This window comes from Streptomyces sp. NPDC041122 (assembly GCF_055592445.1).
On record NZ_JBVIYQ010000008.1, the window covers coordinates 60413 to 73103 of the forward strand.

Here is a 12691-nt window from a genome sequence, read left to right on the forward strand (position 1 = left end):
CCCCATCGCACCTTCCTCGCCACTCCCTTGAGCCGCAAGGAGATCACACGATGCTGCCCTGGAGACGCGCGCTGCGCGCCCTCGCCGCCGTCCTGCTCGTCACGGGCGCGGCCACCCTCGCCCCCGCGGCCACGGCGGCCGCGTCACCCGAGACGTCCGCCTCGTCGAGCGGCTGGAACGACTACGGCTGCAAGCCGTCCGCCGCGCACCCCCGCCCCGTCGTCCTCGTGCACGGCACGTTCGGCAACTCCGTCGACAACTGGCTCGTCCTCGCGCCCTACCTCGTCAAGCGCGGCTACTGCGTCTTCTCCCTGGACTACGGGCAGTTGCCGGGCGTGCCCCTCTTCAACGGGCTCGGCCCCATCGACAAGTCGGCCGGACAGCTCGACGCCTTCGTCGACAAGGTGCTCGCCGCGACGGGCGCGCGGAAGGCCGACCTCGTCGGCCACTCGCAGGGCGGCATGATGCCCCGCTACTACCTGAAGTTCCTCGGCGGCGCCGACAAGGTGAACGCGCTGATCGGCCTCGCCCCGGACAATCACGGCACGACGCTCCTCGGCTTCACCGAGCTGCTGCCGTACTTCCCGGGCATCGAGGACCTGTTGACGACCAACACCCCGGGTCTCGCCGACCAGGTGGCCGGATCGCCGTTCCTGACCAAGCTCAACGCGGGCGGCGACACGGTGCCCGGCGTGCGCTACACCGTCATCGCCACCAAGTACGACGAGGTGGTCACCCCGTACCGCACGCAGTTCCTCGACGGACCCGGCGTGCACAACGTGACGCTGCAGGACCTGTGCCCCGTCGACGCCTCGGAGCACGTGGCGATCGGCATCCTGGACCGCGTCGCCCACCACGAGGTGGCGAACGCGCTGGACCCGGCGCACGCGACACCGAGCACCTGTCTGTCGTAGTCGCGGACGACGCGCAGGGCCGTGCCCCCCAGGCGGGGGAGCACGGCCCTGCACTCATGCACGGTCACTCATGCACCGTCATTCATGCGCCACCTGCTCAGCGGCCGTGGCGTCCGCTCGCCGCACGGCGACGGGTCGTGGCGAACATCGCCGCGGCGCCGACGGCGAGAACGGCGGCACCGCCGACCGCGATGTACGGGGTGGTGCTGTCGCCGCCGGTCTCGGCGAGGCTGTCGTCGGCGGTGGTGACCGGCTTCTCGGCGCCGCCGTTCACCTCGGGCCGGTTGTCGCCGACCGCGGGCTCGTCGGCCGCGGGCCCGTCGGCGGCCGGCGCGGCGGCGGTGGCCTCGGCGCCGGTGTGGGCCTGGGCGTCCCCGTGGCCGTGGTGCTCGACGGTCGACTTGTCGGCACCGGCCGCGATCTCCTGCTCGGAGGGGGCGGAGGCGGCCGGGGCGGGGGCGGATCCGGTGCCGCCGGTGTCCTTGCCGAAGACGACGTCGGAGCAGGTGTAGAAGGCCTCGGGGGAGTCCGAGCGCTGCCAGACCGAGTAGATCAGGTGGCGGCCCTGGCGGGCGGGGATCTTGCCGTCGAAGACGTAGTCGCCGTTCTCCATCTTCGGGTCGGCGACGTCGACGAAGGGCTTCTCCTCCAGGTCCGACCACTTCAGCGGCTTCGACGGGTCGTACGACTCCTTGGTGATGTACAGCTCGAAGGAGCCCTTGTGCGGGGCGGTGCCCTTGTAGCGGAAGGTGTGGTCGCCGGCCGTCAGCTTGCTGGACGGCCAGTCGGCGCGCGGCAGGTCGAGCCCCTTGTACTTGTCGTTGCCGGCGCTGCACAGCTTGCCGTCGGGGATGATCTGCTTCGACTTGCCGGCGGCGTTGGCGATGTTCACCGCGTTCCAGTCGTAGAACGCCTGCACGCCACTGGCCTGCACGGCGGCCTTGCAGGCGGCCGACTTCGGCGACTCCGGGCCCTCCTGGAAGCAGGCGGAGACCCGGCTGACCGGGTCCGTCATCGAGCCGTGCGCGGCGGCGGGCGAGACCGAGAGAGCGGTCAGGGCGAGCGGGGCCACACCGACGGCGGCGATCGCGGCGGCCTTGCGACGAGCGGACATACGGGTTCTCCTCAAACGGCGGTTCAGGGGGGACACGGGGCGACGGCGAACGGGCGGCACAGCCCCCCGATCACCAGCGGCACCGACGGTTCGTCATCGCCCCGGCGAGTCAGAAAACTAGCCCCTGAAAACCGTGAAATCCCCTGCTGAGCGCCGGTGATGGCGATCTTTATGGTGCGGTTAAGGGAGGGCTAATCAGGAGCTCAGACAACGCCCCGTACGAGGCGCACGAGGGGCCCCTGACGTCCGCCGCTCACCCCACCCACCGGTACCGCCGCTCCGGCCGCCCCGTGCCGCCGTACCGGAGTGTCACCTCCGCGCGACCGGTGTCCGCGAAGAACTCCAGGTAGCGGCGTGCGCTCACCCGGGACAGGGCGCCGGCCTGCGCGCACTCCGTTGCCGAGAGGCCGCCCGGGTGGCCGCGCAGGGTCCGTTCCACCAGTTCCGCCGTGTGCGCGGCCAGGCCCTTCGGCAGCTCCCGGGAGCCGGGCGGCCGCGTGCCGAAGAGCTGGTCGACGTCCTCCTGGCGGGCCTCCCGCAGGCCGTCGAGGCGGGAGCGCAACGCCGCCACATGCCTCAACTGCTCGTGCAGCGCGGCCTGGTCGAACGGTTTGATCAGATAGTGCAGGGCGCCCGCCCGCAGCGCCGCGCGGACGACCGCCGCGTCCCGTGCCGCCGTGATGAACAGGGCGTCGACCGGCCGGCGCCCCGGCTCGCGCTCCTCGACCGCCCGCAGCTCGCGCAGTACGGCGATGCCGTCCATGTCGGGCAGGTACACGTCGAGCAGGACCAGATCGGGACGCAGCCGCCGGACCGCGTCGACCGCGTCCACGCCGCTGTGCGCGGCCCCGACCACGGTGAACCCCTCCACCGCCGCGACGTACCGACTGTGCAGCTTGGCGACCATGAAGTCGTCGTCCACGACCAGCACCCTTGTCATCGCCGCAGGCTATGGGCGCGACCACAACGACCACAACGTCCGTTGATTCCGGAAGAGAGACAGGTTGTTAACGCCCGGGCAACATGTGGGCCACCTCACACCCCCCCTACGTACCGACAGGTGGTGGCACACGTGCGCCTGCGCACACCCTTCGCCCTGCTCGGGGCCGCTCTCCTCGTGCTCGTGGCGCCGCCGCTGCTCACCACGGGCGGCGACGACGACACCGGCACCCGGATCCCCGGGCTGCGCCTCATGGTCCCCAACACCCCCGGCGGCGGCTACGACATCACCGCGCGCACCGCGGCGAAGAACGCCGAGGACGCCGGACTCGCCCACAACATCGAGGTGTTCAACCTGCCCGGCGCCGGCGGCACCGTCGGCTTGGCCCGGCTCGTCGGCGAGCACGGCAACGGCAAGCTCGCCATGTCCATGGGCCTCGGCGTCGTGGGCGCCGCCCGCTCCAACCACTCCCCGAAGACCCTCGGCGACACCACCCCCATCGCCCGGCTCACCGAGGAGCAGGACGTCGTCGTGGTCGCCAAGAACTCCCCGTACAAGACCATCGGCCAGCTCGTCGACGCCTGGAAGAAGAACCCGGGCAAGGTCACCGTGGGCGGCGGGTCGTCGCCCGGCGGGCCCGACCACCTCGCTCCGATGCTGATGGCGCGCGCCGCCGGCATCGAGCCCGAGAAGGTCAACTACGTGCCCTTCGACGGCGGCGGCGAGCTGCTCGCCTCGATCCTCGGCTCCAAGGTCGCCTTCGGGGTCTCCGGCGTCGGCGAGTACCTCGACCAGATCACGTCGGGCGAGCTGCGGCTGCTCGCCGTCACCGGGCCGCGCCGGGTCAAGGGCCTGGACGGGCCCACCCTCAAGGAGTCCGGCTACGACGTGAACTTCACCAACTGGCGCGGCATCGTCGCCCCGCCCGGACTCAGCGACGCCGAACGCGACAAGCTCACCGGACTCATCAGGAAGCTGCACGCCTCGCCCGAGTGGCGCGCGTCCCTCAAGACCAACGGCTGGGACGACGCCTTCCTCACCGGGGACGACTTCGGCGACTTCCTGGACGCCCAGGACCGGCGCGTCGTCTCCGTACTGAAGGAGCTGGGACTGTGACCACCACCGAACCGCCCGGACGCGAGGCGCCGGACCACCGCCGCACCTGGCTGCGCGAACACTCCGAACTCGGCGTCTGCGTCCTGCTGCTCGCCCTCGGCGCCCTCGTCCTCACCGACGCGCTCACCATGGATGTCGACCTCACCCAGCGCGGCCCCATCGGCCCGAAGACCGTGCCGGTCGCGGTCGGCACCGGACTGCTCGTCGTCGCCGTCCTGCTCGCCGTCGACGTGCTGCGCGGCGGACGCGGCGAGGCCGAGGGCGGCGAGGACATCGACCTCTCCGAACCCGCCGACTGGCGCACCGTGCTGCTCCTGGCCGGCGTCTTCCTCATGACCGCCGTCCTCATCGAACCGGCCGGCTTCCCGGTCGCCGGCGCGCTGCTCTTCTGGGGCGCCGCCTACGCGCTCGGCAGCCGCCACTACGACCGCGACCCGCTGATCGCCGCCACGCTCTCCGTCGTCACCTACGAGGTCTTCGACAACCTGCTCGGCGTGCCCCTGCCGGGCGGCCCCCTGATGGGAGTGCTGTGACATGAACGCCTTCAACTCCCTGATGGACGGCTTCGGTACGGCCCTCACCCCGGTCAACCTCCTCTGGGCCGCCGTCGGCGTCCTCCTCGGCACCGCCATCGGCGTACTGCCCGGCATCGGCCCCGCGATGGCGGTGGCCCTGCTGCTCCCGGTGACCTACGGACTCGAACCGACCGGCGCCTTCATCATGTTCGCCGGCATCTACTACGGTGCGATGTTCGGCGGCTCGACCACCTCGATCCTGCTCAACACGCCGGGCGAGAGCGCGGCCGTCGTCGCGGCCATGGAAGGCCATCCGATGGCCAGGTCCGGGCGCGGGGCGCAGGCCCTCGCGGCGGCCGCCGTCGGCCACTTCGCGGGCGGCATGATCGGCACGACGCTCCTGGTGGTCCTCGCGCCGACGGTCGCCGACCTCGCCGTCGACATCGGCGCGCCCGACTACTTCGCCATCATGGTGCTCGCGTTCATCGCGGTGACCTCCGTGCTCGGCGCGTCCCGCGTCCGCGGCCTCGCCTCGCTCCTCATCGGCCTGACCATCGGCCTCGTGGGCCTGGACCAGATGACCGGCCAGCAGCGGCTGACCTTCGGCTCCCTGCAACTCGCCGACGGCGTCGACGTGGTGATCGTCGCGGTGGGCCTCTTCGCGATCGGCGAGGCCCTGTGGGTCGCCGCCCATCTGCGCCGCACCAGCGGCACGGCGATCCCCGTCGGCCGCCCCTGGCTGGGCAAGGCGGACGTCAAGCGCACCTGGAAGTCCTGGCTGCGCGGCCCGCTCATCGGCTTCCCGTTCGGCGCGATCCCGGCGGGCGGCGCCGAGATCCCCACCTTCCTCTCCTACGTCACCGAGAAGCGGCTGTCCAAGCACAAGGAGGAGTGGGGCAAGGGCGCCATCGAGGGCGTCGCGGGCCCCGAGTCGGCCTCGTCCGCGTCGGCCGCCGGAACCCTCGTCTCCATGCTGACGCTGGGCCTGCCCACGACCGCCGTGGCCGCCGTGATGCTCGCCGCCTTCCAGCAGTACGGCATCCAGCCCGGACCGCTCCTCTTCGAACGCGAGGCGGACCTGGTCTGGGGCCTGATCGCCTCGCTGTTCGTCGGCATGGTGCTCCTGCTCGCCCTCAACCTGCCCCTCGCGCCGGTCTGGGCGAAGCTCCTGCGCATCCCGCGGCCCTACCTCTACGCGGGCATCCTCTTCTTCGCGGCCGTCGGCGCCTACGCGGTCGGCGGCGAGTCGCTCGACCTCGTCATCCTGCTCGTCATCGGCCTGCTGGGGTTCGGGATGCGGCGGTACGGGCTGCCGGTCCTGCCCGCCGTCATCGGCGTCATCCTCGGCCCCAACGCCGAACAGCAGCTGCGCCGCGCCCTGCAGATCAGCGACGGCAGCGTCTCCGGCCTCGTCGACACGCCGTTCTCCGTGACCGTCTATGGCCTCATCGTCCTGATCGTGGTGTGGCCGTTGTTGCGCAAGGCGGTGGTGCGGACGCGGCGGCGTGGCGTAGACGTAGAGGCATGACCACGCCCGACGCATCCGCGGACATCCGCCCCGCCACCGCCGCCGACGTGCCCGCCGTGCGGGCGGTCACGGACGCGGCGTACCACCGCTACATCGAACGCATCGGGCAGGTCCCCGCCCCGATGGAGGCCGACCACGCGGCCGATGTGGCGGCGGGGTTCGTGTACGTCACCGGGGACCCCGTGGTGGGTCTCCTCGTCCTCGTCCCGCGGCCGTACGAGGGACGGCTCCTGCTGGAGTCGATCGCGGTCCACCCCGACGCCGCGGGGCAGGGGGTGGGCCGGCGGCTGCTCGCCTTCGCGGAGTCACACGCGCGTGCGCTGGGGCTCGTCGAGATCCGCCTCTACACCCATGCGCTGATGTGGGAGAACCAGAAGATCTACCCGCGGTACGGCTACGAGGTCGTCGAGCGGCGCATGGACGGCCCCTACGACCGCGTCCACTACCGCAAGCGGCTCGCGTCCAGCTGACAGGGCATCCCCGCGGGGGCTCAGCCGTCCGGCCACCAGGTCCGCTGGATGTCCTTGCGGACCTCGGGCCTCTCGCGCGGCCGGACCTCCGCCTCCTGACGCTCCCGCACGCGGCGGCTGACGGACTTGCCCACGGGCTTGTGCGTGGTCACTCGACGCATGGCGGCCTCCCGGCTTTCCCGACTCCCTGCCTTACCGATGTCCATTCCAGGCGCTCGGTAGACCTGTTGGGGCCCGCTTTCTGATCGAGGGCGGATTGTCAGTGGCGGCTGCGACGATCGGAACATGACGACGAACAGGGTCAACGAGCCGGTCGGGCAGGCCGATCCGGTCGACTGGGACGCCGTGGCGGCCACCTTCGACGAGGAGCCCGACCACGGTCTGCGGGACGAGGCGGTGCGCCGCGCCTGGGCGGACCGGCTGCGGGACTGGCTGCCGGACACCCCCGGTGACGTCCTCGACCTCGGCTGCGGCACAGGAAGCCTCGCCCTGCTCGCCGCCGAGCGCGGCCACCGCGTCACGGGGATCGACCTGTCCCCGAACATGGTGGAGCGGGCCCGCGAGAAGCTGGCGCATCACGACGCGGAGTTCCTGCTCGGCGACGTCCGCGAACCCCCGCTCCCAGGCCGGAAGTTCGACGCGGTCCTGGCTCGCCACGTCCTGTGGATGATGCCGGACCCGGAGGCGACGCTGCGGGACTGGTGCGCCTTGCTGCGCCCCGGCGGACGGCTGATCCTGGTCGAAGGAGTATGGGGCACGGAGTCCCCCGCGGGCCTCCCGATGTCCCGCCTGGTCGCGGCCCTGACCCCACTGTCCTCGCACCTCCACACCGAACGCCTGTCGGGCGAGGCGGAGTTGTGGGGGCGACGGGTCGAGGACGAGCGGTTCGCGGTGGTGGGCACGCTGCATCTTCCTGCGGCCACGTGGAGCCCGGCGAGGACGGCCGCGGGGCCCTGACGGCCTACCGTTCGGGCACCCGCTTCGCGGTGCTCGCAGTCGGTCGGACGGGGAGAGGGTCACGTACGACGAGGGCTGCACGGCGGCAGCGGAGGCGCGGGGCCGAGTTGTGGTCCGGTCCCCGTGGCGTCAGGGGAGGGGATGGCCGTTGGTGCGGGAGCGGGATTCCAGGAGGTTCAGGGACTCCGTCGCCGATCTGGCCGCCTCGGGGTCCGTCTCCGGCAGGCCACCGGCTTCGAACTCGTCCTCGTCCAGGCGCAGTACCGTGGCACCGTCCGCCGAGCACCACAGGTCCAGGTTCAGGTCCTCCACCGTGAGGACCGTGTCGTCGCGCACCGCGGGGCGGGTCACGTCGCAGTACCAGCCTTTGAGCGCGCCGTCCGACCCGTAGACCTCCTTGACCGCGTACCAGCGGTCGCGCCAGTAGTGCTCGATGAAGACGTCGCCCGGTTCGAAGCGCACGAAGCCGAAGTCGCGGACGTCGGGCGCCGCCCACGGGGCGCGGACGGTCAGACGGGTGCCGTCGTCGAAGAGGAGACGTGCGGGGTAGCGGATCTTGGTGCGGCCCGCCTTGGTGAGGACGACCTCCAGCGTGGTCGTGCCCTCGGTCGTGTCAGCCGAGTGTGCGGACATGACGGACCTCCGTTCCGCAGATCTCGTAACCGAACCATGCGTTGATCGCCAGCATCGGCTCGTTCCCGGCGTCGTTGCCGGTGAACGCCTCGGTGCAGCCGGCCGCGCGGGCCCGGTGCAGGGAGTCGTTCTTCGCGAGCTTGGCCAGGCCGCGGCCGCGGTGGCCGCGCGCGGTGCCCGTCATGCCGGAGGCGTAGCGCCCCGCGCCGTCCGTGCGGGCCAGGCTGAACGCCGCCGGACGCCCGTCCACCAGGGCCACCGTGGTGAGCTCCCGGCTGGTCAGTGGGTGGTCCCAGGTCTCGGCGAGCCAGTGCTCGTAGTCCGTGAACTCGGCCGCCACATCCCCCGGTTCGTCGGCCACCGTCTCCGCGTCCAGCGCGAACAAGGGCCGCGCGTCCCGTGCGTACACCGATCCGCTGACCAGCTCGACCCCGGCCGGCGGCTCACAGCGGGGCGGCAGCGTGCCGTGGGCCAGGTCCAGGCGGAGGAAGTGCGCCCTGCGGCGCGCGGCATAGCCGTGGCGGGCGGCGAAGGCGAGGTGCGCGGGCTCGTCGAGCACCCACGCGTAGACGGCCCGTGCGCCCGCGTCCGCCAGGTGCTCCTCTGCGGTGCGCAGCAGGAGCGTTCCGGCGCCCCTGCCGAGCCGCTCCGGGTGGACGTAGATGTTGGCGTAGCCCTGCCCCGGCTCGGGGCTGTCGTGGGCGACGCCCACCTGCGCCGTTCCGATGACCTCGCCGTCCGCCTCGGCGACCAACTGCCGGTAGGCGGCGTCCGGATGGGCGTGCGCCCGGTCGAAGGCGACCGCGGCGGGCGAGGTGAGCATGGACGGCACGCAGGCGCGGCGCACGGCGGCGAAACCCGCGTCCCCCGCGCAGCCCGCGTTACCCGCGTCCCCCGTGCCGCCCGCCGGGGCGTCGGAGTCGAGGGCTCGGACGATCACAGTCATGGGGCCGCACGGTACGCGCGGCGCGGGCCGGGGTGCCTCCCATTTTCCGCGGGGCGCGGGCGGCCCGCTTTCGCCCCGGGCGTGCGGGACAATCACTCCGTGACGTTGAAGATCGACATCCAAGAGGGCGCGGGCGACGCGCCGTACGAGCAGGTGCGGGCCCGGATCGCCGAGCAGGCGAGGTCGGGCGCGCTGCCGGTCGGCTACAAGCTGCCCACGGTGCGCGGGCTCGCCGAGTCGCTCGGCCTCGCGGCCAACACCGTCGCCAAGGCCTACCGGGCGCTGGAGGCGGACGGGGTCATCGAGACGCGCGGGCGCAACGGGACGTTCGTCGCGGCGGCGGGCGATGCGGCCGCGCGGGCCGCCGCGACGGAGGCGCAGGCCTTCGCCGAGCGCGCCCGGCGCCTCGGACTCTCCGAGAAGGACGCGCTCGCCGCGGTACGGGATGCCCTGCGGGCGGCGTACGGGACCTCCGGCTGAGCGGCGCGCCGGGCGACCCCGCCGGGTGGCGGGCCGGGCGGCTCATCGGGCGGTGGGTGAAGTGACGGGCTGGGCGCCCCGCCAGTCGACGCGCCGGGTGGTGGGCTGGGTAACGCCCTGGGTGATCCGTCGGGTGGTGGGCTGGACAACGCCCTGGGTGACCCGCCGGGCGACGCGCGGAGCGACCTGCCAGGCAACGCGCTGGGCGGCTCACCGGACGACGGGCTGGGTGACGGACTGAGCACCCCGGCAGCCGACGCGCCCGGGGACGGGTTGGGGTGGCGTGCTGGGCGACCCGCCAGGCAACGCGCTGGGCGACCCGCCAGGCAACGCCCTGGGCACCCCGCCCGGCAACGCCAAGGGTGCCCCGCCGGAAAGAGCTGAGCGCCCGCCTACAGATACAACCCCGCATCCGCCCCCTCCCGCTGGTCCGGCACCGATGTCGGTGTCGTGCCGCGGCGCAGGGCGAAGAGTTCCGCGAGGGTCGCGCCCTCGCGGCCCACGCCCTCCTCCGTGCCCAGCCACTCCACCGACTCGGGGCGGGTCAGCGGGCCGACCTCGATGCGGGCCAGACAGCGGCCGGGGCGGACCACCGCCGGGTGCAGGCGCTCCAGGTCCTCGTTGGTGGTGACGCCCACCAGCACGTTCCGCCCCTGGCCGAGCAGGCCGTCCGTAAGATTGAGCAGGCGCGAGAGCGCCTGACCCGCCGTGTGCTTCGCCTCGCCGCGGATCAGCTCGTCGCAGTCCTCCAGGAGCAGCAGCCGCCACCGTCCCTTCGCTGTGCCGTCGTCCTCGCCGATCGCGATGTCCATCAGATAGCCGACGTCGCTGAAGAGCCGTTCCGGGTCGAGGACGCAGTCCACCTGGCACCAGTCCCGCCACGAGCGCGCCAGCGTCCGCAGCGCCGACGTCTTGCCCGTGCCCGGCGGGCCGTGCAGGAGGAGCAGCCGCCCCGAGATGTCCTCGGGCGTGGTCTTCATCAGCGAGTCCATGGCGTCGGCGACCGGCGCCGTGTAGTTGGACCGCACCTCCTCCCACGTACCGGCCGAGATCTGCCGGGTGGTGCGGTGCGGGCCGCGCCGTGGGGAGACGTACCAGAAGCCCATGGTCACGTTCTCCGGGACGGGTTCGGGCTCGTCCTGCGCGCCGTCCGTGGCCTGGTCGAGGACCTTCTCGGCGAGCTCCGCGGTGGTCGCCGTCACCGTGACGTCCGCGCCGCGGTTCCAGCGCGAGACCAGCAGCGTCCACCCCTCGCCCTCGGCGAGCGTCGCGCTGCGGTCGTCGTCGCGGGCCGTGCGCAGCACCTTCGCCCCGGAGGGCAGCAGCGTGCAGCCCGACTTCACGCGGTCGATGTTCGCGCTGTGCGAGAACGGCTGCTCGCCGGTGGCGAAGCGGCCGAGGAAGAGCGCGTCCACGACATCCGCCGGGGAGTCGCTGTCGTCGACGTTGAGCCGGATCGGCAGGGCGTCCTGTGGGTTCGCAGACATGCCGACATGATCCGGCACGCACACGCCGTCGTGCACCAGGTTTCCCCAGTACGCCGCCCCCAGATCCTGCCCCGCACCCGGCCCGCGGCTGTCCCGCACCCTGTCCCGACAGCGACGGGCGCGGATACGCTTGTCCCTGATGGCACGTCATGGGTGGAATGCGAACGTACGGCGGTGGCGTCTCGCCGCCCTCCTCGGTGTCGGTCTGGTCCTGCTGGCCCTGGTGCTCACCTTCGTCGACACGGGGCCCGGGGACGGGGGAGGGGACAGTCGCGGGGGCAGGAAGGGCATCGCCGGCACCAGCCCCGACGGCGACAAGGTGCACGGCGACCCCGTCGTCCCGCCCGGCGCCGCCCGCCCGCAGGCCGGCTGGGGCTTCACCCACACCCAGTACAGCGCCGACGACGGCGAGGACGCGGCCGTCGAACGCGTCCGCGCCGAGCTCGCCGGCCAGGGCAGGCCCGTCCCGCAGATCCAGCACCTCATGGGCTGGGGCGCCGGCAACCCGGAACCGGTGCGCGGCCGTTACGCCTTCGACGCGATGGACGACAGGATCGACTTCATCCGGGCGAGCAAGGGCACCGCCGTCGTCACGCTGTGCTGCGCCCCCGACTGGATGAAGGGCGGCAAACCCGGCGCCGACAACACCGACTGGAGCAAGGCATCCCTGGAGAAGGCCCCGGAGCGCGCGCACTACGCGGACTTCGCGAGGCTCGCCGCGACCGTCGCCAAGCGCTACCCCGACGTACGGCACTTCCTCGTCTGGAACGAGTTCAAGGGCTTCTGGAACGACGCGGAGGCCCGCTGGGACTACGAGGGGTACACGGAGCTGTACAACCTCGTCTACAAGGAGCTCAAGAAGGTCGACGAGGACATCATGGTCGGCGGCCCCTATCTGCCGATGAGCAGCTTCGGCCCGCACCGGACCGACGGGGCGTCGAAGGAGCTGAAGGGCCCGTGGGGCAGCCTGGACCAGCGTGTCCTCGACGCCTTCGGGTACTGGAACGAGCACAAGGCGGGCGCCGACTTCGTCGTCGTCGACGGCGCCAGTTACACCGAGGACGACGAGATGCGCCCCGACGCGTTCCGGGCCACGGACAAGTTCACGGCCGTCGGCCGGTGGCTGCGCGCGCGGACCGGCGACCTGCCGCTGTGGTGGGCCGAGTACTACGTGGAGCCGGGCGACAGCGAGGACGACCGCGACGGCTGGACCGAGCCGCACCGCGTCGCCGTCCACGCCGCCGGACTGATGGCCATGGCCGAGGGCGGCGCCACCAGCGGCTTTTACTGGAACCCGCAGAAGAAGGACGGCGACGCCTGCGCGGGCTGCCTGTGGACCTCCACGCGGCGCCCCGACGGCGGCGCCGCGCTGCCGATGCTGCGGCTCGTCGAGCGCTTCGGCAAGGAGTTCGGCCCCGGCACCCGGTACGAGACGGTGCCGGTGGACGCCGGCTCCCGGGACGACGTCCGGGTGCTCGCCGACGACGAGGCGGTCCTCGTGGTCAACACCCGTGACCGGCGCGTCGACACCGAGGTCGACGGACGCCGGGTCGGCCTCCCGGGGTACGGCGTGAAGTGGCTGGAGCGCTGA

Annotated in this window: 14 protein-coding genes; 8 read left to right on the forward strand and 6 right to left on the reverse strand. The window is 72.5% G+C overall.

Going from position 1 to position 12691, the window contains the following annotated elements; genetic code table 11:
- The first annotated feature begins 50 nt into the window (after positions 1-50).
- Positions 51-914, forward strand: a complete 864-nt coding sequence (locus ACZ6B8_RS26945) for an esterase/lipase family protein (protein WP_471080194.1) — start codon at positions 51-53, stop codon at positions 912-914.
- A 97-nt stretch (positions 915-1011) separates the two neighbouring features.
- Here the strand turns inward: ACZ6B8_RS26945 and ACZ6B8_RS26950 are convergent, their stop codons facing one another.
- Positions 1012-2028 (reverse strand): lytic polysaccharide monooxygenase auxiliary activity family 9 protein, encoded by a 1017-nt coding sequence (locus tag ACZ6B8_RS26950; protein WP_471608962.1) that lies wholly within the window; start codon positions 2026-2028, stop codon positions 1012-1014.
- 253 nt (positions 2029-2281) lie between these two features.
- A complete protein-coding gene (locus ACZ6B8_RS26955; RefSeq protein WP_471608963.1) occupies positions 2282-2968 on the reverse strand; it encodes a response regulator in 687 nt (228 codons plus the stop codon).
- Between the two features lie 132 nt (positions 2969-3100).
- Here ACZ6B8_RS26955 and ACZ6B8_RS26960 point away from each other — a divergent pair, with 132 nt between their 5' ends.
- From ACZ6B8_RS26960 to ACZ6B8_RS26975, 4 genes are read left to right on the forward strand one after another with little or no spacing between them, the layout of a single operon-like run.
- Positions 3101-4084 carry a Bug family tripartite tricarboxylate transporter substrate binding protein gene (locus tag ACZ6B8_RS26960; RefSeq protein WP_471609164.1) on the forward strand — a complete coding sequence of 328 codons (984 nt, stop codon included), beginning with the start codon at positions 3101-3103 and terminating at the stop codon, positions 4082-4084.
- Positions 4081-4617, forward strand: coding sequence for a tripartite tricarboxylate transporter TctB family protein (locus ACZ6B8_RS26965; protein WP_471608964.1), 537 nt, complete (start codon positions 4081-4083; stop codon positions 4615-4617). Before ACZ6B8_RS26960 ends, ACZ6B8_RS26965 begins: the two co-directional genes overlap by 4 nt.
- 1 nt (position 4618) lies before the next feature.
- The gene (locus ACZ6B8_RS26970) at positions 4619-6127 is read left to right on the forward strand and encodes a tripartite tricarboxylate transporter permease (protein WP_471080205.1); all 1509 of its coding nucleotides are present in this window, start codon (positions 4619-4621) and stop codon (positions 6125-6127) included.
- Entirely contained in the window at positions 6124-6597 is a 474-nt protein-coding gene (locus ACZ6B8_RS26975) for a GNAT family N-acetyltransferase (RefSeq protein ID WP_471080209.1), read from the forward strand. Before ACZ6B8_RS26970 ends, ACZ6B8_RS26975 begins: the two co-directional genes overlap by 4 nt.
- 20 nt (positions 6598-6617) lie before the next feature.
- On the opposite strand, the gene ACZ6B8_RS26980 is transcribed toward ACZ6B8_RS26975, so the two are convergent.
- Entirely contained in the window at positions 6618-6758 is a 141-nt protein-coding gene (locus tag ACZ6B8_RS26980) for a hypothetical protein (protein ID WP_355810029.1), read from the reverse strand.
- 124 nt (positions 6759-6882) lie between these two features.
- Between ACZ6B8_RS26980 and ACZ6B8_RS26985 the strand changes: the two genes are divergently transcribed.
- The gene (locus ACZ6B8_RS26985) at positions 6883-7554 is read left to right on the forward strand and encodes a class I SAM-dependent methyltransferase (RefSeq protein WP_471608965.1); all 672 of its coding nucleotides are present in this window, start codon (positions 6883-6885) and stop codon (positions 7552-7554) included.
- 129 nt (positions 7555-7683) lie between these two features.
- Here the strand turns inward: ACZ6B8_RS26985 and ACZ6B8_RS26990 are convergent, their stop codons facing one another.
- Positions 7684-8187, reverse strand: a complete 504-nt coding sequence (locus ACZ6B8_RS26990; RefSeq protein ID WP_471608966.1) for a ribonuclease FAU-1 family protein — start codon at positions 8185-8187, stop codon at positions 7684-7686.
- Complete coding sequence (locus ACZ6B8_RS26995; RefSeq protein WP_471608967.1) at positions 8168-9133, reverse strand: GNAT family N-acetyltransferase; 966 nt, start codon at positions 9131-9133, stop codon at positions 8168-8170. The genes ACZ6B8_RS26990 and ACZ6B8_RS26995 overlap by 20 nt, the downstream gene beginning before the upstream one ends.
- Before the next feature lie 99 nt (positions 9134-9232).
- Between ACZ6B8_RS26995 and ACZ6B8_RS27000 the strand changes: the two genes are divergently transcribed.
- Positions 9233-9613 (forward strand): GntR family transcriptional regulator, encoded by a 381-nt coding sequence (locus tag ACZ6B8_RS27000; RefSeq protein ID WP_471080224.1) that lies wholly within the window; start codon positions 9233-9235, stop codon positions 9611-9613.
- A 392-nt stretch (positions 9614-10005) separates the two neighbouring features.
- Here the strand turns inward: ACZ6B8_RS27000 and ACZ6B8_RS27005 are convergent, their stop codons facing one another.
- Positions 10006-11100, reverse strand: a complete 1095-nt coding sequence (locus ACZ6B8_RS27005) for a DUF5925 domain-containing protein (RefSeq protein WP_471608968.1) — start codon at positions 11098-11100, stop codon at positions 10006-10008.
- A 139-nt stretch (positions 11101-11239) separates the two neighbouring features.
- On the opposite strand from ACZ6B8_RS27005, the gene ACZ6B8_RS27010 reads away from it, so the two are divergent.
- The gene (locus tag ACZ6B8_RS27010) at positions 11240-12691 is read left to right on the forward strand and encodes a xylan 1,4-beta-xylosidase (RefSeq protein ID WP_471608969.1); all 1452 of its coding nucleotides are present in this window, start codon (positions 11240-11242) and stop codon (positions 12689-12691) included.

Bases quoted from the DNA above. Each gene is read 5' to 3' on its own strand.
- ACZ6B8_RS26945 (WP_471080194.1), top strand. From the start codon at position 51: ATGCTGCCCTGGAGACGCGCGCTGCGCGCCCTCGCCGCCGTCCTGCTC.
- ACZ6B8_RS26950 (WP_471608962.1), bottom strand. From the start codon at position 2,028: ATGTCCGCTCGTCGCAAGGCCGCCGCGATCGCCGCCGTCGGTGTGGCC.
- ACZ6B8_RS26955 (WP_471608963.1), bottom strand. From the start codon at position 2,968: ATGACAAGGGTGCTGGTCGTGGACGACGACTTCATGGTCGCCAAGCTG.
- ACZ6B8_RS26970 (WP_471080205.1), top strand. From the start codon at position 4,619: ATGAACGCCTTCAACTCCCTGATGGACGGCTTCGGTACGGCCCTCACC.
- ACZ6B8_RS26975 (WP_471080209.1), top strand. From the start codon at position 6,124: ATGACCACGCCCGACGCATCCGCGGACATCCGCCCCGCCACCGCCGCC.
- ACZ6B8_RS26980 (WP_355810029.1), bottom strand. From the start codon at position 6,758: ATGCGTCGAGTGACCACGCACAAGCCCGTGGGCAAGTCCGTCAGCCGC.
- ACZ6B8_RS26985 (WP_471608965.1), top strand. From the start codon at position 6,883: ATGACGACGAACAGGGTCAACGAGCCGGTCGGGCAGGCCGATCCGGTC.
- ACZ6B8_RS26990 (WP_471608966.1), bottom strand. From the start codon at position 8,187: ATGTCCGCACACTCGGCTGACACGACCGAGGGCACGACCACGCTGGAG.
- ACZ6B8_RS26995 (WP_471608967.1), bottom strand. From the start codon at position 9,133: ATGACTGTGATCGTCCGAGCCCTCGACTCCGACGCCCCGGCGGGCGGC.
- ACZ6B8_RS27005 (WP_471608968.1), bottom strand. From the start codon at position 11,100: ATGTCTGCGAACCCACAGGACGCCCTGCCGATCCGGCTCAACGTCGAC.
- ACZ6B8_RS27010 (WP_471608969.1), top strand. From the start codon at position 11,240: ATGGCACGTCATGGGTGGAATGCGAACGTACGGCGGTGGCGTCTCGCC.